We start from the raw sequence: 24,350 nt of genomic DNA on the forward strand, positions 1-24,350 counted from the left end.
AGAAGTAAAGCATTTCTGAAGATGTGCTACAGAAGTTTTTAATTCTTTGTTTAAGCTTGTAACCTTCAACTGTTTGATAGCTGTAGTGTTCACAACCTCTCCATTGATGCGTTTAATGGTAAAAAACTTTATATAAGGTTTATTATTCATGTAAGGGTCTCTTAGTATTTTATCCCCCCCTTTATTCAGTGTAGGTAGCATGTTGGTAGATTGATATGTTGGTACTTTTATAAGATATCTTTAGCTTCAAGCAATAAGCTTAGGTCAAAAATGTTGGCTTATGAGATTTTAGTAGTTTAATGTTTTTTAATTTATTTCTGTTTATCGAAAGTGATTTATTTTTTGGAATGATATTCATCTAAGGAGTAATACAAACATTATTTATTTACCTTTATTGAGAATTTTGTTTGATAAACTACTTTCCACTTTCTTGTAGATATAATTAGGAAGATACTTATTACTTATGCTAAAATCTATACTATTTGCTTGTATAATTGTTCAATTATTGTAGAATCAATGCACCCTTTGCTCTTAATTTCTTTAAGTCTGCGAGATCATTTATCATTTTAAGTTACTCTTATGATACAAGCTAATTCATTAACGGAGTGAGTAACATCAGTGAGTGGCTACTCTTTAAGCAGCACTACACATGTATAATACTTAACTAAGTTCAAGGAGAAAAAACATAAAAACAATAACATTGTACAATACCTGTTTGTTCGTATTAAGCACTTTTTTAAATTTTTTCAGCCTCAATCAAGTCAATGATTTTAGTATTAATTCTATACTATTTGTAGGACTGCCACTCTTTGTGATGGGCCTACCAATTACAATATAATCAGCTCCTGAATCTATCGCTTCTTTTGGTGTTGCTGTTCTTTTTTGGTCATCATGGTTGGGATCTATGCGAATTCCTGGAGTAATAATTTTAAAGCCTTTGCCGCACTCTTTACGCACTTCCTGAGCTTCCATTGCAGAGCAGACTATTCCATGTAGACCAATTTTTTTTGCAAGCTTTGCCAATAAAATTACCTGTGATTTTGTCCTTCTTGCTATTCCAAGCTTGCTTAGATCTTTGTTACTCATGCTAGTTAATACGGTTACCCCAATCAGTTCTATTTTTGTGTCTTTCACTACGTTTAGAGCTTCCTTTAGCATTTTTGTTCCACCGCTGACATGTAATGTCAATATTTCAACACCTAAAGCTTTTATTGCTTCAACCGTTTTAGTTACAGTGTTTGGAATGTCATATAATTTCAGATCTAAAAAAATTGGTACATTACATTTCGCAACTTTTTTCACTCCAGAAGGACCATGGGCAGCGAAAAACTCTAATCCAAGTTTTATCATACCAACTTTATCGCGTAGAACATTAATCAAATATATAGCTTCATTTAAATCTTGCGTGTCTAGCGCACACACTATTGGATTCATTACATGTCTTTTTAGATAATTCTTTTGTAATTTATAAGATAATTATTGTATTTTGCAACTCTTTTACCTTAGGAAAATCATAAAACCTACAAGGTACTAGCTAGATCTAATTGAAGTTCTATATATAGTTTAATCTGCGATACTATGTAAATCATTTTAGTAGATCCAACCGGATAAACACCTTCTACTATATATTTCAGATCTTTTACATATTAAGCTTTATTTAGCAAATATTGAACAACTTCTTTTAACAAGACCTTATTTCTTGAATTACTTGTATAATATTATCTTTTTAGCATTACGTCTAGCCTTTCAACTTTTTCTTTTACTGATTCCTCTACTTGCTTAGCATATATTCTATTATCTGTTGCGCAAAACGCATCTCTTTTTTTTAATAAATTTTCTCACGTTGGCTTCTTTCAGAAAATTTATCTAAAAATGAATCTTCTGAATCTTTTTCCTTACTGCTGTAACATTTCTTTCTTCCATAGGTCTTAATAGACTGACTTTTGAGGAAATTATTTGCATCATTTGATTCTTTAAATTTCTTTTCTGTCTTTTTAGATAGATTAAAATTTTCTTAATTGAGTTTTACAACTTTACGTTGTAGTCATCTAATTCTTCTTTCTTACTAATTCTTTATTTTTTTAGTTCTTTATACTCTTAATATTGCTTATTTTACTTTTCAGTTCTGCTATGTATGCATTTTTTAGCTATTGCTACTTTCTGCTTCTTGTAACTGTTGCATAGATGCTGGATTTTATAATTCAGTAATTTTTTTATTTATCTACAGTGTAACCCTTTTATTTCTTGTTTATAAGAAGCCATTCATTATCTTTTCTATTCGTCTACCACACTCTATATAATTTTCAGCTATACAATTCGTTTTTACTTTCTAATTTTTATTTTAAAGATTCTTTTTCTTGAGAAAGATTATTCTTTTCAGCTTCAGTTGAATTGCTTTTTCATCTAATCTTCTTGCTCTCTTGATTAAATCTTACTTCTCTTGTGCTGATCAATGTAATTGAGTATTTAATTTCTTCACTTGTTCATTTATAGATTTTTTATCTTCTTTCTTTAAAGAATCATTTTATTTTCTAATTCCTTGCTTTTGTTGAGTGAATTTACTTCTCTCAACTTATATTTTCTTACTGTTATTAATTATTTTATATGAAGTGCAAGTATCATCAAGAATCAGAGGGAGAGGCACATTAGAAGCAAGCGCTAAGGATGAAGTTAATGTAAGAGGGGCTAAAAATAACTATAAGGTAAGAAGATGTATTGGCTTTTTGAAACAAGTTACTCATTACTCTTTGCTTGGAGAGAAAAATATTTATTGTATGTGTAATACTGCACTATACCGTTTTCAGTTGTAAGCCTCTTTTACTTCACGTATAGAGTATTACGGTATTCAGGTTACAATGTTTGTTGTCACCTTTCCTGAAGGCAATGAGATAGAATTTATTAATATTTCTAATTAGGACTTTTTTTTGATCTTGTTACCCTAAATTTTTCTTTATTCTCCTTTTTTGTTCCTTTTTGGAGGCTTTTACTTCATTTTATAACTTAGATACATTTCGGGAGATTTTCCAGAGAGTCTTCCTAGTTTTTGTGATGTGGATGATATGTAAGTGATCTAGTTTTAGTAATTGTTTATCAGCAAGCTTGTTTTTATCTATCCCTTTAAACTTTAGTAAAGTATTTACTATTTATCTCCAAGAAGATAAGGATGGTTTGACTCTTTTTACATTCCAGATTAATCAGATTCTTATCTGTAGATGTTTAACTTTATTATTTTCCAAAGCAGAGTTGTTTTTCTATCATTTCTAATATTCGTTACTCAAAATTTTNCTGCTGTTTACCAACTCGTTGGTATTGTTTTATAACTTTCTTATCTCTTTTTTCTTTTTGATGTAAATTATGTTTTAAATTGTTAATTTCATTACTAAGCTTTTTTCTCTTGTGATAGTTTTTCTTTCTTTTCAGATAATCTCTCTGCCTTTCATGTTTTATCACTTAAAACTTCTTGTGCTTTTTAAGTCCTCTTCTAAAGAGGAAATTTTATTCTCTTTTTCTCGGCAGCACTTTAACTTTCTAATTTTTACGCTTTTTTTCTTTTAATTAAACTTCCTTTTCTGATGTATCATCAACTTAGAGTAGAAACTATCGCGCTCATATTCTGATCTGCTTAATTTATCTCTCATCTTATGTAATTCCATATACATTTGTTTTCGTAAATTATTTTTTCCTCTTTTAATCTTCCATTTTTATCAAGTAACTCTTGCTGCTCAAGAGAAAAAATATATTTTTTTTATACTTTAACTGATCTTTTTCTTTCTTTTCTAACTCTGTATTTTCACTGTATAACTCTTTTTTATCAGAGCATCTATTAGTTTATAATTTAATCTTTTAATTTCGCCTTCTAAATTCTGCTTCTTTTGTTACAATCTATTTAATTGATTAATTTTCTCTATCTGTTCGTTTATAACTTCCTTAGCTTCTTTTCCTAAAGTTATTTTGCTACCAACCTCTACTGCTCTCTCAATCTTCATTTTCTTATTGTTGCCAACTATCTTATGTGGAAGTGAAAGTACTAAAATGGAAAGCATAGGTAAACCCAAGGCAACAAGAAAGATTATGTTAAAGGATGTAATCGATGTTAAAGTAGTAAAAACCCTGATGTAGGATATGGCGTGTTAGCCTATTATATAAATTTTCCATTGTCGTCTCCTTACACATACAAGACTAATTATAGTAGAATGAGCATGAAAGAAGTCGAGATCACTTTATATAAGAATCAATATAAATTTGCTTTTACGATAAATCTTCTATTTTCAGTTTCAAGTCCTAGTTGTATATCCTCATTCCACTGTATCACTTCAGCATTGCATACTGTTTGCAAATCGTTCTGTGCAGATCGGTTCAACTTATCCTCCTGTAAGTTAGTTTTTATCATTAATTTCTTTATCGGATGCTTTACTGATACATTGTTATCTGCTTTTATTTCTCTCACGAGGTTTAATATCTGTATGAAATTATTTCCCATTTTTTCAGAATGTTTATCATAAATAAGTTCTTTTTTGTTTGGCCAATTGCTTTGGGTATGTACGGAATTATAGCTGTACAACTGGTAGTGTATTTCTTCCGTGATGTATGGCAAAAAAGGTGCAAATAACCGCAAAATAATATTTAATGCATACGCTAAACTTTGTTTCGCGCTTAAGCTTTCCTTATTGCTAACCATATCGCCGTATGCACGTTTTTTCACCAGCTCTAAGTAATTATCACAAAAATCCTCCCAGAAAAATTTCTCTACTGCATTTAAAGCTTCGCAGTACTTGAACTGTAATAGGTTATTTGTTGCTTTTTCTATAGTTTTATATAGCTTAGACAATACCCACTTATCCATTACCTCACTGACGGAGTTTATATTCATAGCTTGATGCTTCTCCATGAATATGGAAACAAATTTACTTGCATTCCAAAGTTTTGTAACGAGGCGCTTACCGATTCTAAATATATTCTCAGAGTAGACTGTATCAGTTCCAAGTCTTGAATTTGCTGCCCAGTAACGTACTACATCAGCTCCATAGGTATCAAGTATTATATGAGGAGTGATAACATTACCTTTTGATTTGCTCATCTTTTTCTTATCATCAGCTAAACACCAGCCGCTGATCATAATATTTTTCCACGGCAGTGAATTTGCATGATAGTGTGCTTTCAAAATTGTATAAAATGCCCAAGTTCTTATTATTTCATGACTTTGACTGTGCAGATCTGCAGGAAATATCTTGTCGTATCGATGACCTGGCAAGTGAAACTCATTGTTTACTGCCAATGCATTTAACTGGGGAGTAATTGCACTTGTGGACCAGGTATCCATGACATCTTGATCTGAAAAAACCTCTTCTTTGCTATACCCTTTTGGCAAATCTTTGAGTGGATCCATTGGTAAGTCCTTTACTTCAGCTAAAATAATTTTACCTTCTTCGCCTTTACGTTTTGAATACCACACTGGGAATGGCACACCAAAATAACGCTGTCTTGAAATACACCAATCCCAATTCAATCCTTCTATCCACACTTCCATGCGTTTACGCATAGTGTTTGGATACCAATTGCATTCTTTTACTTTATCCAATATTTGAGCTTTTTGATCTAAAATCTTGATGAACCATTGATAGGTAGGCAATATCTCAAGCGGTGCACCAGATCTTTCTGCACACTTTACAGAATGAGATATATTAGTGCTTTCTGTCAAAAGTCCCTTTTCAGTTAGAATCTCAATTATTCTCTTTCTTGCTCCTTTGACATTTAGTCCATTCACTTTATTGTAGATTTCAGTATCGTACGTGATATCCTCCTTTGTCATCCAAGTAGTCCTTTCCTCTATTATTCTAGTACCTTGATATTGGGATATATTATTATGATACACTGAACCTAAATTTACTCTTCCATCCTGATCAATGATGATTTTCATCGGTAAGTTGTACTTCTGTTGCCAGTATATATCAAGTTCATCACCAAATGTACAGCACATAACAAGTCCGGTACCTTTGTCTATTTTTACCTTATCATCAGCTATTATTGGAATTTTTGCTCCTGTTATTGGTGTTATAGCTATTTTTCCAATTAAATGAGTGTAGCGTATATCCTCTGGGTGGCAGAAAACTGCAACGCATGCTAGAAGTAGCTCAGGCCGTGTTGTTGTAATCTTAATTTGCTCATTTTTCTCAGTGAAAAAAACTATTGTATTTAAGGATGACTCGAAGACTTTATTTTCTATTTCTGCTTGTGCAATTGCTGTTTTATCAACCGGATCCCAAATAATGGGTTGCATTTTTCTATATACATACCCTTTATTGTATAGATCAATAAACGACATTTGGGAAAGTGCTACAGTTTCTTTGCTGATCGTGTGATATTCTAAACTCCAGTCATAACTAATGCCCACTGATTTAAATAATTCTTTGAATTCTTGCTTTGACTTTTCAATAACTTCGCAGCACATCTCTATAAATTTTTCTCTACCAACTTCTTTTGCACTAGTCTTATAGGTTTGTTCTACCAATCTTTCAGTAGGAAGTCCATTATTGTCAAACCCAATTGGATAAAATACATCTTTTCCAAGCATACGCTGAAACCTTGAAATAAAGTCTGTATGACAATAACTGAATATATGTCCGATATGCAATTTCCCTGATATCGTTGGTGGGGGTGTATCTATAGTAAAAGTGTTATCCTTTTCACCGTTCCATTGATAAATTTGGCTTACTTCCCATAATGTATTGCATTTGGCTTCAATTTCTTTAAAACTGTATTTTTCTTCTAGCATAAATATTTTTTAGTCTTAAGCTATAAGTTAACATAGTTATGGCAGTTTTACGCTAAAATTTTGCAAGTATCTTGTGATAAGTATTACTTGACATTAACTTTTGAAGTTATTATACTGTTTTAAGTATTATTTAATTGAGGTTTATTATGCCATTAGAACAGGAAATACAGAGAGTATTAGAGGGGAAAGATATTAAAGAGAGGCAAACTACTCAAGTAGCACAAATAGTTCTAGCAGATAAAGCGATAAAAACAGCTGTTAGAAGTGAACTAAAACAAGACCAAAACCTAAAAGGTGAAGCTAGAAATGAACTATTAGGTAGAACAAAACAAAAGGTAAATGATCTTAAGCAGCTAGAAGCAAGCTTAGAAGTTCAAAAGGATACAGTTCAGCAGTCAAAGAAGAATACAGAATTAGAAGCTAAAAGTAAATTCATTAAGCAATCAAAAGCTTCGATGTATGCCGCTTCTGTTTGCTCTGGTCTCGTTGCTGGATTAGCAGTGTTTACTGCTCTTGAACGTACAGTTAGATTAGATATGTGGGTAGTGGTTAGTATAGTAGTAGCATCTACATTAGCGGTTAGTGGTGTGACATATTTCGTACTTGAACCTAGTACTCAGGCGAGTGAAACACAATCACAAAAAATAAATAAAGAGGGCTATTATAAAGTGTTATCTTAATATAGTTTTGTTAAGTTAAGCTCGAGATTATATAGTTTCTTACTTCTAAAAATGGTTTTTACTGTATTTTTGGCTCTGTAAACAACAATAAAGATGTTCTTATTTGTTTTCTCAATGGTATATTGAGCCTTGCTAGTGTTGATTAGATAAAAGATGTTACTTTTCTCAGTTCTACTCAAGATTCTATTANNNNTAGTTTAATGTTTTCTGTACTGATTCTAGTGTAATCTAGCTATAATAATTAAGGTGTAAGTTACTAAAACTACAAGGCTTTGAAAAACATGCTTAGTGCTATGTTGCGAAAGCTTATCTAAGTTAAGCTCATAATAGTGAGCAATATCAAGATCTTAAGATGGTTATTTATGCTATTGTCGGACTTGTCTTATTTTCTAATAAGAGCTGGCTTGTAAAACTAATACACATGTTGCCTTTGGTGAGATTTACTTACTATGATTAAATGGTCACTTTTTAAGTATAGTTGAAAATAACTTTGTTTTTTAAGCACATCAATGAAATTAGCGAGAAGGAGATTCCTAAAAAATAATAAGAGGTGGTGCAATTATTGGTAAAATTTATGTGTTAAATTAATACTATTGGAATAGAGAAAACATTTTGCTTATAGTCAAACTAAGAATTGATCAAGAATTTAATGAAAATTAAACTTAGTAAAGAAGAAGATAGGGAAAAAGTAGAGAAGAAGAAAAGATTGGCTACAGAAACAATGCTGAACTAATAGTATTGATGTCAACACTGTTGTTAAGTTTTACTGATCTTTCTATCAGTGGAATCAAAAAGTCGAAGGATTGAGTTGAATGGCATAGTGTGTTTGCTTTTAATTTTTATATTCCTTCATTTGTTTAACATGATCTATATTGTTAGTTATATAATATATTTAATTTTTTATATAGTGTTTTTTTTGAAGAGTTTTGCCGTCTTCTAACCGGAATTTCTTATCATTTTTCTATATGTTACTAGTAGTAGCTAACATCAGATTCCGCAATTACATGACTTATTACAGTAAAACTATGCCAATAAATGCTCTATTATATGCCATGCATGTGTGTAGTACGCAAAAGTATTATACTATTTATTATCTTATATCACTGTACTGCCAAAGTTGTATTGTCACATGAGTTTCTATCCACATGAATTATGGTGCTGTCTTAAATATTTATTTCATTACTTATTTTGTTAGCCTAACACCTCTTCTGATTGCTCAACTAAACCAGAACGTTTGTTTGTATCTCTTTCTATTTCAACTTTGTCTTTATAACATGTAGACCATCTGTGATAGGAGCACTTTTATTTATCTTTGATTCATAGTTTTTGTTGCATTTTAAAATGTTTGAGCCTATGATATTACACTACAGCATATTCCAGCAATATGTATTCAATTTTATTGAAATGTCTGCATAATTGTACTATTAATTAGTACACTATAAGCTTGAGTTTATGAACTTATTAGGTAAATTAGCAATTTTGCTGTTAGTCTTTTCATTTCCTTTTTCTTCATATTCATATCAATTTAGAACTAAAGCAAAACAAGCAGTGATTTTGGATTTAGCATCAGATTTGTTTATTTTTGAGCATAACTCTGATGAAAAAATGGCACCATCTTCAATGAGCAAATTAATGACTTTATATATAGCTTTTGCTTATTTGAAAGCCGGGATAATGAATATGGAAGATAAATTTCAAGTAAGTAGGAAGGCGTGGGAAAGGAAAGGCTCTTCTATGTTTTTAAGAGAAGGTCAGTTTGTTACAGTAAAAGAATTACTCGAAGGAATCGTAATAGTTTCAGGTAATGATGCTTGTATAACACTAGCTGAAGGCATTTCTGGATCAGAGGAGAATTTTGTGATTGAAATGAATGAGGTCGCACAAAAACTTGGTTTAAATAATAGTCACTTTGTCAACTCAAGTGGGTGGCCGGATGAAGCTCATTTTATGAGCGCAAGAGACTTAGTAGTGTTAGCAAAGAGAATTTTCATTGATTTTCCTGAGTATTATGATTTGTTTTCTGAACAATATCTAATGTACAATGATGTTTTGCAAAGAAATAAAAATCTTTTACTTTTTCATGGAATCGGGGTTGATGGGTTAAAAACTGGTTATACGAGTGCTGGTGCGTATGGAATTGTAGCATCTGCAAAACAAAATGATAGGAGAGTTTTTGTTGTCGTGAATGGGTTGAGTACTGGAAAGGAGAGGATAGAAGAAGCAAAAAGACTGATTCAATATTCTTTAGACCATTTTTATACTAAAAAAATATTCACTAAAGATGATGTAGTTGAGGAAGTAAATGTCCTGTATGGAAAAGATAGAAAAGTACCTATCACGGTTGCAAGAGACGTTATCATAACCTATAGTCGTAATTTGCATGACAAAATTAAAGTGCGCATTGAGTATAAAGATATGATACCTGCACCAATTAGAAAAGGGCAAGAAGTAGGTAAGATTTTCATAAAAATACCAGGTATCGAGCAGCAAACTATACCGCTTTATACAGTAAATGATGTACAAGAATTAAACTATATAGAAAAATTTTTTAGGATTTTATTTTAAAGCTTAAATAGTTCATTATACTGAAAGTGAGGTATGAAAATGTATAAGGCGTAAAATTTTTCCTATATAATATATGAACTACTTTTTTATTGAAAAGGTGAGAAAGACATAAGTTGTCAGAAAAAAGAATTGAGAAATCATAAGTTTTAAAACCACTTGATTTTATATTAAAATAGCTTTTTTGTTTCTTTTTACATAATGAAATTTACGTTGTCTTGGTTACTGGAATATTTAAAAACCAGTGCTGGTTTAGAAGAAATTGTTAATAAGTTAACCTGTATAGGGTTGGAAGTAGAAGATGTGATTAATAGTGCCAAGTTAGCTGAGTTTGCTATTGAAAAAGTGTCAGAAGTCGTGCCTCATATAGATACTAATAAATTAAAGTTATGTGAAATAGATGATAACAGTAAAGTTCTGCAGGTAGTTTGCAGAAGAAAAAATGTGAGAGAAGGTATGAGAACTATGCTCACACCTTTTAGTAGTCCATTGCCAGAAGATGATTTTATGGACGGATCTACAAAAATACGAGGGATGTCAGAGGTTTCTGATGATTATAAAGTAGGAGATAAATTTTTCGATTGCAACCCTGTTATTGATATAAATGTTACTCCAAATCGTGGAGATTGTCTAAGTGTTTATGGAATAGCACGTGATTTGGCAGCAACTGGAATAGGAACATTAAGGGCTTTAACTCACTTTGATGTCATTCCAGGACATGGGGATGAAATCCAAGATAAACCTCAGTTTCTAACTACTTTAATGAAAGGGAATTCTTCTATATATGTTAAGGTCACTGATGGGGAGAGCTTTATTAGTGGAATACATATTGTCAATGTAAAAAATAGAGAGAGCCCAAAATGGCTGAAAGATAGGTTGCAATCGATAGGGATGCATTCTGTTTCTACAATAGTTGATATTACTAATTATGTCATGATGTCTTTTGGTCGCCCAATACACGTATATGATGCAAAAAAGATAGAGGGAGAACTCGTGGTACGCAAAGCAAACAGTGAAGAGAAATTTACTGGTTTAAATGGTAAAGAATATTTATTAAATAAAGACATAAGTGTTATTGCTGATAGTAAAAATATTCATGCAATTGCTGGGATTATAGGTGGTAAATGCAGCGAATGTACTCTTGAAACTACTGATATCTTCTTAGAATCTGCTTGGTTTGATCCTATTTCTATCGCTAAATCTTCAAGGCAGTTGGGCATCTCTACAGACTCAAGTTACAGATTTGCACGTTCAGTTGATCATAAATTTGATGGACTAAGCTTTGCAATTCAGATGGTTTTAGATTTATGTGGTGGAGAGATGTCAAGTGTGGTATCTGCTGGTAGATTAGATAAGGTTGATACTAAAGTAAACTTTGATTATCGAGATGTAAATAAGTTTGGAGGTGTATCTGCATCACCTGATGAGATATTTAATATCTTGACAAAACTTGGATTTAGTATTGATAAGAGAACTGGAAGTAATTGGAATGTACAAGTACCAAGCTGGAGGCCAGATGTTGCCATACCTGCTGATCTAATTGAAGAAGTAGTGAGAATATATGGCTATGATAAAATAAAGGAAGAACCATTAACAAGTAATGCTACGATAGAAACCAATGTGCAAGATGACTTGCGTATTTTAATGGTGAGTAGAGGATTTCACGAAGTGCTCACTTGGTCATTTATGAGTAAATCGACAGCTGAAAAATTTGGTTACTCGAATAAGTTAGTTACTATCGATAATCCATTTAATAATAACTTCAATATAATGAGACCAAGTATTATGCCGAATTTATTGCAAATTACTGCAGATAATATTGCCCATGGGACATCTGATCTTGCGATTTTTGAGATTGGGCCAGTTTATGATAGTCTCGATTATCCTAAGCATGTTTTAAGTGAAATTAGGTCAGGAAATAATTTGCCGCGGAACCATTATAATTCCGATAGAAAGGTAGATATTTTTGATGCAAAGGCTGACCTAATAGTAGCTTTAGAATTTTTTAATGTTAATTGTGATAGTTTAACTATAGAAAAAGTAGGAAAAGAATATTACCATCCAGGAAAATCAGGCACTTTTTCTTTTGAAGGTAAAATATTGGGTTATTTTGGAGAGTTACATCCTAATGTATTAGATCTTTTTGGTATCAAGCAAAAAGTTGTAGGTTTTGAGATGGTACTAGAAAATATTAATAATATACCTATAAATAAAAAAAAATTTACTGATTATAAGTATCAAAGTGTAAAGCGCGATTTTGCATTTATTATAAATAAGGATATAGCAGCAGGTAATATAGTCAATATGATAAAAAAAAGCTCAGAGCTCATTACAGAAGTTTATATATTCGATATATACCATGGAAATAATATGGAGCCGAATAAGCTATCTATAGCATTATCAGTTACTTTTTGCTCTTCAACTCACACTTTAACCGAAGAAGAAATTCAAAAGGAATCAGGTGCTATAGTTAATTTAGTATATAAAAATACCGGGGGAGTTTTAAGGTGCAGCTAAAGTCTATTTTAGGGAGATAGTTTAGTAAAAATGGATAGGAGATTTTTTAAAGAGGATATTAGTTAGTAAAATCCATAAAAACTAACAATTACAAACTATTACTAGTAATTATTCAACCATATTCTCAAGTATTACAGCTTTTAACTTTACAATTACGAGTACAACTAAGAACAGTTACCGTATTCCACATAATTATTCTATATGGTAACAACTTTTTTTATTTAAAAAATTAAAATGTTATATTCTAACTGAATAATAAACTTCGATAAAACTTATGATAAGTTCAGGAATCTAGCATATCTTTCGGTAAATAAATTTCAAAGTATCTTTTTTAAGAACTAACAAGTAGTTAATACAAGAAGCAATTGAAAATTTAAGAGGAGGGTGGCGATAGTTAAACTTACTTACCTGATGTAGCATCGGGAATGCTGGATTAATTAGGCATAAAGAGATTAACTATGGGTAAATACTTAGTCTATTATAAAGAAATATAGTTTATTAGAAAGGTTTTTAAATCTTTCTAAAAGAATCGAATTAGAGTGGCTATTAAAAGGACGTTTTACAGTTATAACTCAATTAAAATCTTATTATTAATTAAATTAGAATATACAGTGATCATTAATGTAATAGGACATAGAAGTACATTTTTTTTGAGTATCTTTCTTGGTAGAAGAAATAATACCTAATATGATAAATCCAGTTGCTTATAGTCAGTAACTCGAGCTTTTTTAGGAAAGTATGCAGTAAACTATAATGCTAGTATAGCTTAGTATTATTATAGAGGCTTGGTAGTAAAAGTGGAATTTGAAATGTCAGAAGAAAATAGAAAGAGCCTTATCTAGAGTAAAATGGATTACTGGTGTTGGTCAAAACTATCTTGTGTTACTGAATAATAATATTAATTTAACTAATTTTAAAAAGAAATTAATAAACGCTTTTTACTTACTCTAATCATTATCTCTAATTATAGTTGCTATGATTTTAATTCCTTGTGTTACGTTAATCTAACTAGTTTTACTTGTACCATTTCTTATTTTTTAGGCTATTAGTAAAGATATATCCAACTGAAAAGCGTAAGTAAATATAGGAGATAATCAAGATCAAATGGTGAATAAAGTTGATAATGAATGGTATAAAGAGCATATTAAAAAAGAAGTTATAAACTGGAGCAATAAGACGATACGGATCAATTAAATACTAATTCATGCTAATCATTAATTAGATATGACCGCTAACTGTAAAAGTAATATCTGGAAAAATCAATGATAAGCAGGTTGTAGACTAAATTAGTATAACAAAGAATGTAAATAATATGGTATAAAGAAAATTTCGCTACTGCTATGGAGTTGTTATACGCTATGGTTGGTGGAATAGGAATAGACTTTAACTTTAAGTTAGCAAAGGAGATAGTAAACGAAACGCAAAAAAAAGTTAATGACCAAAGTGAGTTAGTGTGAGCTTTTCTTTCTGCAATGGTAATTTAGGTGAAAGCTATCACTTTTATAGTGATTTATTTTACTAGCGGTAAAGTAATACCGTACTGCTTCATATATTTTCCTTTCATGTCATCATATGATTTTTCACACTCGCTTTTGCTATTTAAAAACACAAATTGGCATGCACCTTCATTAGCATAAATTTTTGCAGGAAGTGGAGTGGTGTTGGAAAACTCTAATGTGACATAGCCTTCCCATCCAGGCTCTAGAGGAGTAACATTTACTATAATTCCACACCTTGCATAAGTTGATTTCCCAACACAAATGCCCAGTACATTTCTTGGTATACGGAAATATTCAACTGTACTTGCAAGTACAAAACTATTTGGTGGAACTATACATACATCTATTTCTTTGTCTATGAAGCTATTCTCAGGAAAATTTTTAGGGTCTATGACAGCTGAATTAACATTAGTAAAAATCTTAAATTTATTACTTACTCTTGCATCATATCCGTAAGATGATAGCCCAAAAGATATAACACCTTTACTACTTTTGTGACCTATAAAGGGTTCTATCATTCCAAAGTTTTCAGCTTTTTCTTTTATCCATTTATCCGGCATGACTGACATGATTGTTCTTTAAAGTTATGTAATACCTATTATAATATTAAATAAAATTTAAATGTAAACTATAGGCCTAGCAGCTTCTATTATTCTAGTATCTAAATAACTGCATAAATAGTATCTGAAAGTGAGCCCATGTTTTATGGTGCTTCTTTCTTCTCTGTCATTCCAGCACTTGATGTGAAGTACGGGGAAAAGAGAATAGATCTTAGTGTCAGCTAGTTGGATAACATTTATGGAAACTATGGTGTGACTTAGTAGCTCTTTGCCTGTGTAACAATTTTCTGCTGTGATAAGTGGATCTAAAACACTTCTAGCTTTTATATTTCTTAAGACTTTTATTAGTAACAACTACTGTATTTGCAATCTTGTCGTGCCAAGTTTGGCAGCGTTTGTTAAAGCTTGATAATAAAAAGCCTAGAAATAATGGTAAAGCTGATAATATCATAGAAAAAAATCTCTTTGTTGCTTGTTTTAGGGTCACCTTTTTAAAAGTCTGTGCGTCTACGACTTTGAGTCCAAGTAGTAGTTTTCCGGGTGTAGCAGCAAACCTTATCCACATGTATGTGACATAACTAAAGAGTATAATGAATTGGGCTATTTGATTTAAGATTAATAATTTAATAAATCTGCTTTGTACCACCTTTTCTTCTGTAGAAAGTGACACTTGCATTTGATGTTTTGTAGCAATTTGACTTAGTACTTTGCCATTTTCTGAGTTTATAAAGAACTGATTTAGGGTTTGGCCGCAGAGCTGTAAGAATAAGATGATAATAATTAAATCAAGCAATATTGATGTGTAGCGCTTAAGCCCCATCACATAACATATATCATTTTTATCATTTTTTGCTTTTTGAATAGTGTTTATAGGAAAAAAAATAGAGAATAAACGATTAAAAATTTTGTGTAACATAATGGTATTCCCAAATATTTGAGTGCTCCTGGCCGGACTTGAACCAGCATGCCTTTCCAGGCAACAGATTTTGAGTCTGCTGTGTCTACCATTCCACCACAGAAGCTTAAGTTTTAATGCTATAAGTAATACGGAATTAGTCAAATTTTTTTACTTTTATATCTTTCAAACGGAGATTAAATATTCTACTATAAGTAAATAGTTACTAGTTACTCTAGAAATTTAAAATGATTGAATCAGCTAATTTCGTCGATTCGGGAGATATAGACAAGGAAATATGTAAATTACCACATAACTTAGAAGCAGAGCAAATGCTTATTGGCGCAATGATTCGTGATAATAGAATTTGCGATGCGGTTGAAGATGTAATCGCAGCAGATAATCTCTATGATCCATTGCATCAAAGTATTTTTACTCAGATATCTAAAACTAGAAAACATGGTATGGTTGCTAATGAGCTGAGTCTCAAAATGTTTTTTGAGAACGATGAAGCATTTGCTAAGTGCGGTGGAGTCGAATATCTTGCAAAGCTTGCAGCAAAAGCAAGTATTGCGCTTGATATCCATAGTTTAACTAGAATAATCCATGATTCTTATTTAAGAAGGTATTTGATTAAGCTCGGACAGGAAATAATTGATGATAGTTATAGTTATGACATTGAAAACCCTGCACAAGTGCAAGTTGAACAGGCGATGACTAAGTTGTTTAACTTAGCAGTAAAAAAGCAGGGCGAGAAGACGTATGTAAAGCTTGCAAGTTCGGTTAAAAATGTAGTTGAAAGAATAAGCACGCTGAAAAATAATCCAGAAGCGCTAGGTATTACAACTGGGCTTCAAGATTTAAACCAGCTTCTTGGTGGCTTGCAGAAATCTGATCTATTAGTTCTGGCTGCAAGACCTTCTATGGGTAAGACAGCATTGGCGCTAAATATTGCACTTAATGCTTGTAAGATTTTGCAAAAAAGAGGAGATAAGCAACACTATATAGTATTTTTTTCGCTTGAAATGTCGGCAGAGCAGTTAGCTGCGAGACTGATTACTATAGATTCAGGAGTTAGCTATTATAGAGCGTTAACTGGAAGAATTAGTGATTTTGAATTACATGAATTTATCAATGCTAGTACAAAATTATCTGAACTATCTTTTATAATAGACGATACTCCTGCATTATCAATCAGTGCTCTTCGCACCAGAATACGTTTGCTATATCAATTGTATAATGTAAAAGTAGTATTTGTCGATTATCTGCAGTTAATCAGAGGAACAACAAAAAGGAGTAACGAGAACAGAGTACAAGAAATTTCAGAAGTAACTCAGGGTTTGAAAGCAATTGCAAAGGAACTAAATATTCCCGTTGTTGCACTATCGCAACTTTCACGTTCTGTTGAGCAGAGGGATGACAAAAAACCACAACTTGCTGATTTGCGTGATTCGGGAAGTATAGAACAAGATGCAGATATAGTAATGTTCCTTTATAGAGAAGAATATTATGAGCTTAGAAAACAGCCAAGTGAAGGAAGCAATAAACATCGAGAGTGGCAAGAGAAAATGGAAAAAATTAGAAACATTGCAGAGCTTATTATTGCAAAACAAAGAAACGGGCCAATTGGCAGTGTAAAGCTATATTTTGACTCTAATCGAGGTGCGTTCAAAGATTACACGGAAAGATATAGTTTATAGTCTTTAGCGGTCTTTTGTTAATACCTATCTTTACTATGATTTACTAATTTGTTAGTAAAATTGACTCTTCTTTTTATTTGTGCTAGAATTTAAGTGCTAAATAATTTTAGCGGGGTATATAATGGAGAGTATGTTTAATAAAATCAACGCACTTTATTTTGTGAGTGGTACTTTGGTTACTCTACTCTATTGATGTAAAGAATTTCCAGAAGAGAAGCTCAAATTTTTATCCTAGAGAAGCAATTGGTTAGTAAGGAGAAAGGCAATATGGAGGTTAATAATGAAGTTGTTGCTTATCTTGATAAGCTGAAACGTCAAGGGCATAGAAGAAGAAAGCAAGAAAAGACTTTGGACTGTACAGATCTCAGGAATCCATTTAAAGAAAGAAAACAGGGTGACTTTTAGAATCTATAATTTTTAGTAGTCTGTCTGGCGAAAATTTTAAAAAAGGAGATAAGATTTCTGGCTTAGAAAATTAGCCAGCTAAAAAAGAAACTAAAGTTAACGGTTATTTAAATTAAAACAGTGAGTGCAGTTAGTTGGCTTGCTCATTAAGTAGCAAAATTCATACCTTACTTACCTTATGTTTCCTATAATTATTTTACTACTTCTGTGTCAGCACCGTTTGATAATGTTGAAATCACTAAATTATCTGTTACTAATCAAGGTATAATAACAAGCTTTATTTTTTAAATAAAGTGGTAAAGAATAATACTATATATCCTCTGCTTGATTGTTAATCTTTAAAAAGACTGGTGTAGGTTTAGGTAGTGTTACGCCTGAGGTTATGCATGCGCCGCATAGGGATTTTAAATTACGTTGCTTCTTTGGAATTTGCAATTGGTCAAGTATTATCTCTGCTGATTTTGGAACGATTGGTTGCAATAAAATACCGATTATTCTAATATACTCCAGTAGTTTGTGGATTACTAAATTCATACGCTCTCTATTGGTTTTGCTCAGCGTCCAGGGTGTGCTTCTATCTATATAAGCATTAGCTTCAGATGAGATATTGGTGATCAGAAGTATGATATGGTTAAATTCATACTTTGATAGATAATTCACCACTTGATTGAGTATAGCTTTGCAATTGGGTAAACCCTCAGCATCTTTGAGTAAGTTCCGGTTGATTGTTGGTACAACCCCCGAGCATTGCTTGTGTAAAAATGAAATTGTTCTTTGCACTAAATTGCCTATGTTGTTTGTCAATTCCGAGTTTATTCGGTTAACCATATTTTTCTTATTANAATTGCCGTCTTGACCGAAGCTTATTTCTCTAAGGAGAAAATAGCGTAACTGATCAACACCAAACTCTTCAGCTAATCTGATTGGATCTATAATATTGCCAAGTGACTTGGATATTTTTTCTCCTTCGTTTAGCCACCAACCATGAACTGCGATTTGTTTTGGCAGCGGTAAATCTGCTGCAAGGAGAATTGCTGGCCAATATACAGCGTGAAAACGCAATATATCTTTACCAATTACATGAACATTGAAAGAGTTATCATTTGCCCAAAATTTTTTATATTCCTTGCTTTCAATGTTAGGGAAACCTATCGATGTGAGGTAATTAGTTAACGCATCTATCCAGACGTAGATTATATGTTTATCATTACCTGGTACTTTTATTCCCCAATTTAAACTAGTGCGAGAGATCGAAAGGTCAGTTAATCCTGATCTTGCAAATGATATCACTTCATTTTTTCTGCTCTCAGGAAAGATAAAATTTGGCTGATTTTTATATAACTCTAGTAATTTATTCTGCCAATCCGACAGACGAAAAAAGTAACTTTCTTCTTTTATCCATTGAACTTCACTACCTGTTGGTGTTTTACCATCTATCAGCTCCGATTCTTGATAAAATGCTTCATCGCGTACCGAATACCAACCTGAGTAGTAATCTAAGTATATTTGTCCTCTCTCTTCAAGTCTATTCCATAAAGCTATAACTACTTTCTTGTGACGTCTTTCCGTGGTGCGAATAAAATCGTCATATTGAAAATTTATGGATTCAGCTAGTTTTTTAAATAAGACGCTTACTTTATCTGTAAATTCTTTTGGCTGCATTCCTTTTATTTTAGCTGCTTTTTCAATTTTTTGTCCATGTTCGTCTGTGCCAGTAGTAAATTTAACGTATTTTCCAGCTAGTTTTATGAACCTTGCTGCCACGTCACACAAAAGAGAAGTATATGCATGGCCAATGTGTGGTTTATCGTTTACATAATATATTGGTGTGGTGATATAAAAATTCTCGAATTGTTTCATTATGTAATGCTTAAAGTTTAATCGTACCTGCACTAGTAATAAAAATCAATAGGTTAACCATTCGCTGAGCCACACAGTATATAATTGATGCTCACGTCTTGAGTTAAATTCCACTCACGCTTTATCACATTATATGTCATACCAGTCATACTTTGTAACGTTACGTTATTTTCTCTTAGGTGATTTGCAATTTCTGATGGTTTGAGAAATTTATTCCAATTATGTGTACCTTTTGGCAGCCAGTTTAATATGTACTCTGCACCAATTATTGCAAAACAGAAGGACTTAATGGTTCTATTTATTGTGGATATAAATATCAGCCCCTCTGGTTTTAGTAGCTCTACCGCTTTTTTTATAAAAAACTCTAAGTTATTCACATGTTCAACTACTTCCATAAGTAGAACTACATCATATTTTTTGCTATTGCTTAATTCTTCAATACTAGTGTGTATATATTCTATATTTGACCCTACTTTCTTTGTATATGATTGTGCTGCTTTTATGTTTTCTTCGCACATATCTATTCCTACAACATTAATACCAATGCGTGCCATTGACTCTGATAAAATACCACCACCGCATCCAACATCAAGAAGTGATATTTCGTTTAAGTCGCATTTTTTAAACTCTTTTATTTTCTCTATAATGTAAGATCCTCTCACGGGGTTCATCATGTGCAATAGCTTGAATTTGCCGTCCTCATTCCACCATTCACTTGCTATTTTAGCAAATTTTGACACCTCGTCTTCATTATAAGTTTGTGTGTTTTTTTTTCTACTGATATTGCTAAGCTTATCAAGACGTTTTTTATGCCTGCTTTCTTTTGAAAACTCTGTTTCGAGAAATTGTTTAACTATTTCTTTTGCTAACTCATTGTTAGTGAAACTTGCACCAAGACACAGTACATTTGCATTACCATGTTCGCGAGCCAATTTTGTAATTTCAACACTATCACATAAAGCAGCATAAATTCCTTCAAAGCGATTCGCTACAGTACTCATTCCTAACCCTGTGCCGCAAATTAATATTCCATAATCTGCTTTTCTGTTTATTATATCTTCTACAACCTTAATAGCATAATCTGGATAATCTACACTCTTTTGTTCAGCAGTGCAGCCGTGATCTGTCACTGTATAATCTAGTGTTTTCAGATAAGGTTTTATCTCTGATTTTAATTCATAACCAGCATGATCTGAGGCAATTGATATTATATTTGACATATTAAGAATAATGGCTTAAAGGTATTTGATATAAATAGTTTATTTTGTTTTTTTGTCAAGTTGTCTAGTGCTAATGATCTTTTATTAGTCTTAAAATTTGAAATAAATTTTCAGTTAAATATGTATAAGTACTATATAATTCTTATCCTACTACTAACTTAATAGAATGAATTGTATAGATATTATAAAGTCAAGGTTATTATTATCTGATATAGTAGGTAAGAAAGTTAGGTTAATAAAAAGAGGAGACAGTTTTGTTGGACTCTGTCCGTTTCATAACGAAAAAACTCCATCTTTTTTTGTGAGCAATATTAAAGGATTATATTATTGTTTTGGCTGCTCAGCTCGTGGTGATGCATTTGAGTTTATTTCACAGACTGAGGGCTTGAGCTTTAAAGAAGCATTAGAAAGACTGGCGTCAGTTACAAGTGTTGAGTTGCATAAAAACTTCAGTGCTGCTAAGTTTAAGGAAAGTGACAAACTGTTTTCAGTGCTAAGTTTAGCTGCAAATTGGTTTGTACAGAAGAGGAATCAGGGTGTTGTAGCTTATCTAAAAGAGCGTAAGATTTTACCTAAAATTATAGATAGATTTAAAATAGGTTATGCACCAAGCTCTGGTTTGAAAGAATATTTGAACTCTTTCGGTATTGAAGATAAAATTTTGACCGATATTGGTTTAGTAAATAAAAGTTTACATGATTATTTTTGTAATCGGCTGATGTTTCCTATATGCAATATCGCAGGCAAAGTTATTGGTTTTGGTGGGCGTGCATTAAGTTCTGGGCAGAAGCCAAAATATTTAAACAGTCCAAAGAGCCAGCTATTTAAGAAAAGGGAAAACTTATATGGATTGAACTTTGCTTTGAGTGAAATACTCAAAAAACAACACGTATTTGTTGTTGAAGGGTATATTGATGTGATAGCACTTCATCAAGCAGGAATTAGGAATACGGTTGCCACGCTTGGCACTGCAACTTCTATAGAGCAGATAAAAAATCTATGGAGGTTTGCTAAAGAAATTTCCATATGCATGGATGGCGATGGTGCTGGATGTAATGCTGCAATTAGAATTGCAGAATTTGCTCTATCAGTTCTTAAACCTGGATACACATTAAAGTTTGTGACTTTATCAAACAACAAAGATCCATATGATATATGTAACGAACTGAAATATAAAAAAGAAGATGTGCTTTCTGCACTTGATCATTCAACAGAACTGCATTCTGAATATCTATGGCGTCACATAGTTAATAGTAATCTCCGAGGCTATGAAAAACTTACTCCGGAAAAATATTCAATTCTTGAGCACAAGTTCATGAGATATATCAATGCTATAGGTAACAGTAGTATTAAAAGATACTATAGAGATTACTTTTATGATAAAACCAGTGAATTAAGAAGAAGCTTTAAAAAGCACATTTTTAATAGTAAAATTAGAATAGCAAAAAGTGAGTATTTTTACAATAAATCTCCAGAGCTAATTGAAGCGGAACAAAATCAGGCTATAATTCTACGTATAGCAATAGAATTTCCTAAGATCTTATATTATCCTATATTTTTTGAACAGTTTTCTCATTTTGAATTTACTAATATAAAAATGAAAATATTACAACGGCGTGTGATTAATGCTGTAAATAATGGAAGTATATTTAATAAAGAGACTTTATTACAGAGGTTTGAACAGTCTGATGATATTGAGGTTGTGAAGTCTATATTTAAAAAAACTAGTGTACTGAACAGTCAATTAAACGAGAGAAAATCAGCAGAAATTGTGTGGAATAACATAGTGCTACTGAAAGAATTGAATATATTACAAAAAGAAAAAATCAAGGCAAGGCTCAGTGGTAATTTTGACTTAGAGGGAAGGTTAATAGAGCAAATAAAGCAAATAGAAAGTAGTGTACAAGAGATGCAAATGAAATTTATTCAAAAGTTAGATAGATCACAAATGTAAAAACTGCTTGACAAGTTTTAACAACCATTTTGTGCACCATTAAGGTTATCTCTAGCTTTAAAACTTGTTTTTGATCTGTAGGTTCAATGACAAAAATGTAGTAAAAACTTAAGTATTTTTATGAATTGTATAAAATTATGGTAGCTTACATGTTTTGTAAGTTTTTTCTACATTCAGTTCTAAATTGCGCTTAAATCAGGTGAAAGAATTGTCAGCACCAGTTTTAAGGATTAGTAGGATTGAAACCAGCAATCACATAGTTTCTTTTACTTTGTAGTCTTTTGAGTTTTTGTGATTAAAGCAATATTTTAGGCTCCATTATTGGCTATTTATGATGACAGGAGGAAGATATCATTTCAACGCGTGACGTTAGAATTTAGTAAAATATTTGTAAATAAGGACATAAATATAGCAACTGTAGTACAAGATAAGTTTGCTATAAACTTAAAAACATTGTACATAACAATGTACAAAAGTCTCGCGTTTTGCTTGCTAAAGGGTTAAGAACCATTTTCACAATATTATTTTATTCTCAAGGTGTTAATTTGCTGGAGTCTAATTTAGTTGATACGCTGTAATTCAAATTTTATCAACAAAAATGGAGAAATAGTTCTGGTATATTTTCTCTTCAATGCAGTAGAATGCCCAATAAAAAGGTCTATAGAAAAACTGAGAATTTTAAAAGGTCTTTGGTCACATGCTATTAGAAAGGAGAGGAATTCATTTTAGAAAGAAATTAGAAGGATTTTAAAACTTATTGAGGCTAGATGTGTTACTGTCTTAGTTTACGAATCAATGTGAATTGAGCAACCGGTTAGCTTTGGGTAATGTGCGGGAATGAACCTCCTCTTAAAAAAGAAGGGTTTAATAGTGGTAATAGCATCAATTACAAACATCAAGTGGCGGTTAGGCTAATAATATGGTGAACGTAAGTGGAGCTTCATAAATTTTGTAAAATTAAAGAGCACAAAGGTGTGCTGATAAGCTCTGACTAAAAGGTAATGTTGATGAGTTCGATCTAGATATACGCAAATAGTAATTTTATCGGTATAGAGAAGCTATCTAACCCACTGTTATATAACACAGAAGGGCAGAGTAAGCTTGTGCTGCATATATGACAAGATAAACTCCGCAAGAAGTACTGTTGAAAGTGCAGGTAAAGAAAAATGGGAAGAACAAAAAAGATACTTACAAAGTAAGACTATAAGTGTATCTGCAGCAAAACCTAAGAAATGGAACCAACTATCATGTAAAAAAAAGTGCTAGAAAGTTGCTATGGATCTACGAATACATGTTGTTAAGGTTATTTAACAAGGAAGATGGAGTAAAGTAAGAAGTTTTACAGCATCTTCTTATACATTTCTTAAACGGCAAAAAGGCTTAGTTATTTTGGAGAATAACTGAAAACTAATTGGAATACCTATGATAAGAGTTTGGAGTATCTTAAGCGATCAGCGACTATCATTTCTATGGCTTTTTAAAGCTAAAAGATCTGCATGGGTACTAGAAGACGATCTCAAAGAGTGCTTTGGTAATATTAACTATAAATAGCTTACGAAGCATATTCTTATGAAAAGAAAGATTCTCTGCAGAGTTGGTAAAGGCTGATTTTCTAGAATCAGAAACCCTGTCTTCTGCAGCTGTGCTGGTACACACAAGGTGATGTGATCTCTTCAATACTATTAGCTAATCTTACTTTAAATGGTATTGAGAAATTAATGATAAA

At 31.9% G+C, this 24,350-nt stretch carries 14 protein-coding genes and 1 tRNA gene; 7 read left to right on the forward strand and 8 right to left on the reverse strand.

Translation table 11 applies throughout. The features are described from left to right. Window positions 1–756 precede the first annotated feature (756 nt). The gene (pyrF, locus tag HSX44_RS00610) at window positions 757–1,434 is read right to left on the reverse strand and encodes an orotidine-5'-phosphate decarboxylase (RefSeq protein WP_275601857.1); all 678 of its coding nucleotides are present in this window, start codon (window positions 1,432–1,434) and stop codon (window positions 757–759) included. A gap of 1,175 nt (window positions 1,435–2,609) precedes the next feature. On the opposite strand from pyrF, the gene HSX44_RS00615 reads away from it, so the two are divergent. After that, complete coding sequence (locus HSX44_RS00615; RefSeq protein ID WP_275601858.1) at window positions 2,610–2,810, forward strand: hypothetical protein; 201 nt, start codon at window positions 2,610–2,612, stop codon at window positions 2,808–2,810. Between the two features lie 1,065 nt (window positions 2,811–3,875). Here HSX44_RS00615 and HSX44_RS00620 read toward each other — a convergent pair. After that, window positions 3,876–4,043, reverse strand: a complete 168-nt coding sequence (locus HSX44_RS00620; RefSeq protein WP_275601859.1) for a hypothetical protein — start codon at window positions 4,041–4,043, stop codon at window positions 3,876–3,878. 188 nt (window positions 4,044–4,231) lie between these two features. After that, complete coding sequence (locus HSX44_RS00625) at window positions 4,232–6,772, reverse strand: valine--tRNA ligase (RefSeq protein ID WP_275601860.1); 2,541 nt, start codon at window positions 6,770–6,772, stop codon at window positions 4,232–4,234. A 146-nt stretch (window positions 6,773–6,918) separates the two neighbouring features. On the opposite strand from HSX44_RS00625, the gene HSX44_RS00630 reads away from it, so the two are divergent. From HSX44_RS00630 to pheT, 3 genes are all read left to right on the forward strand, one after another. After that, window positions 6,919–7,452 (forward strand): hypothetical protein, encoded by a 534-nt coding sequence (locus HSX44_RS00630; RefSeq protein ID WP_275601861.1) that lies wholly within the window; start codon window positions 6,919–6,921, stop codon window positions 7,450–7,452. A gap of 1,452 nt (window positions 7,453–8,904) precedes the next feature. Next, complete coding sequence (locus tag HSX44_RS00635; RefSeq protein WP_275601862.1) at window positions 8,905–10,017, forward strand: D-alanyl-D-alanine carboxypeptidase family protein; 1,113 nt, start codon at window positions 8,905–8,907, stop codon at window positions 10,015–10,017. A 198-nt stretch (window positions 10,018–10,215) separates the two neighbouring features. After that, window positions 10,216–12,531 (forward strand): phenylalanine--tRNA ligase subunit beta, encoded by a 2,316-nt coding sequence (gene pheT, locus HSX44_RS00640; protein WP_275601863.1) that lies wholly within the window; start codon window positions 10,216–10,218, stop codon window positions 12,529–12,531. Between the two features lie 1,510 nt (window positions 12,532–14,041). Here pheT and dcd read toward each other — a convergent pair. The 3 genes from dcd to HSX44_RS00655 all read right to left on the reverse strand — a co-directional run bounded on the left by dcd (window position 14,042) and on the right by HSX44_RS00655 (window position 15,612). Then, on the reverse strand, window positions 14,042–14,599 hold the full coding sequence (gene dcd / locus HSX44_RS00645; protein WP_014869015.1) for a dCTP deaminase: 558 nt from the start codon (window positions 14,597–14,599) through the stop codon (window positions 14,042–14,044). 307 nt (window positions 14,600–14,906) lie between these two features. Next, the gene (locus HSX44_RS00650) at window positions 14,907–15,506 is read right to left on the reverse strand and encodes an RDD family protein (RefSeq protein WP_275601864.1); all 600 of its coding nucleotides are present in this window, start codon (window positions 15,504–15,506) and stop codon (window positions 14,907–14,909) included. 23 nt (window positions 15,507–15,529) lie between these two features. Next, a tRNA-Leu gene (locus HSX44_RS00655) sits at window positions 15,530–15,612 on the reverse strand. A gap of 121 nt (window positions 15,613–15,733) precedes the next feature. Between HSX44_RS00655 and HSX44_RS00660 the strand changes: the two genes are divergently transcribed. Beyond that, window positions 15,734–17,185, forward strand: a complete 1,452-nt coding sequence (locus tag HSX44_RS00660; RefSeq protein ID WP_275601865.1) for a replicative DNA helicase — start codon at window positions 15,734–15,736, stop codon at window positions 17,183–17,185. 267 nt (window positions 17,186–17,452) lie between these two features. Continuing rightward, window positions 17,453–17,590 carry a hypothetical protein gene (locus tag HSX44_RS00665; protein WP_155981143.1) on the forward strand — a complete coding sequence of 46 codons (138 nt, stop codon included), beginning with the start codon at window positions 17,453–17,455 and terminating at the stop codon, window positions 17,588–17,590. Window positions 17,591–17,899: 309 nt separating this feature from the next. Here HSX44_RS00665 and metG read toward each other — a convergent pair whose 3' ends face one another. Both metG and ubiG read right to left on the reverse strand, forming a co-directional pair. Then, window positions 17,900–19,450, reverse strand: a complete 1,551-nt coding sequence (metG, locus tag HSX44_RS00670; RefSeq protein WP_275601866.1) for a methionine--tRNA ligase — start codon at window positions 19,448–19,450, stop codon at window positions 17,900–17,902. A 53-nt stretch (window positions 19,451–19,503) separates the two neighbouring features. Then, entirely contained in the window at window positions 19,504–20,670 is a 1,167-nt protein-coding gene (gene ubiG, locus HSX44_RS00675) for a bifunctional 2-polyprenyl-6-hydroxyphenol methylase/3-demethylubiquinol 3-O-methyltransferase UbiG (protein ID WP_275601867.1), read from the reverse strand. Window positions 20,671–20,836: 166 nt separating this feature from the next. On the opposite strand from ubiG, the gene dnaG reads away from it, so the two are divergent. After that, window positions 20,837–22,624 (forward strand): DNA primase, encoded by a 1,788-nt coding sequence (gene dnaG / locus HSX44_RS00680; RefSeq protein WP_275601868.1) that lies wholly within the window; start codon window positions 20,837–20,839, stop codon window positions 22,622–22,624. Window positions 22,625–24,350 lie beyond the last annotated feature (1,726 nt).

The organism is Wolbachia endosymbiont of Onchocerca gibsoni (genome assembly GCF_029169405.1).
GTDB lineage: Bacteria > Pseudomonadota > Alphaproteobacteria > Rickettsiales > Anaplasmataceae > Wolbachia.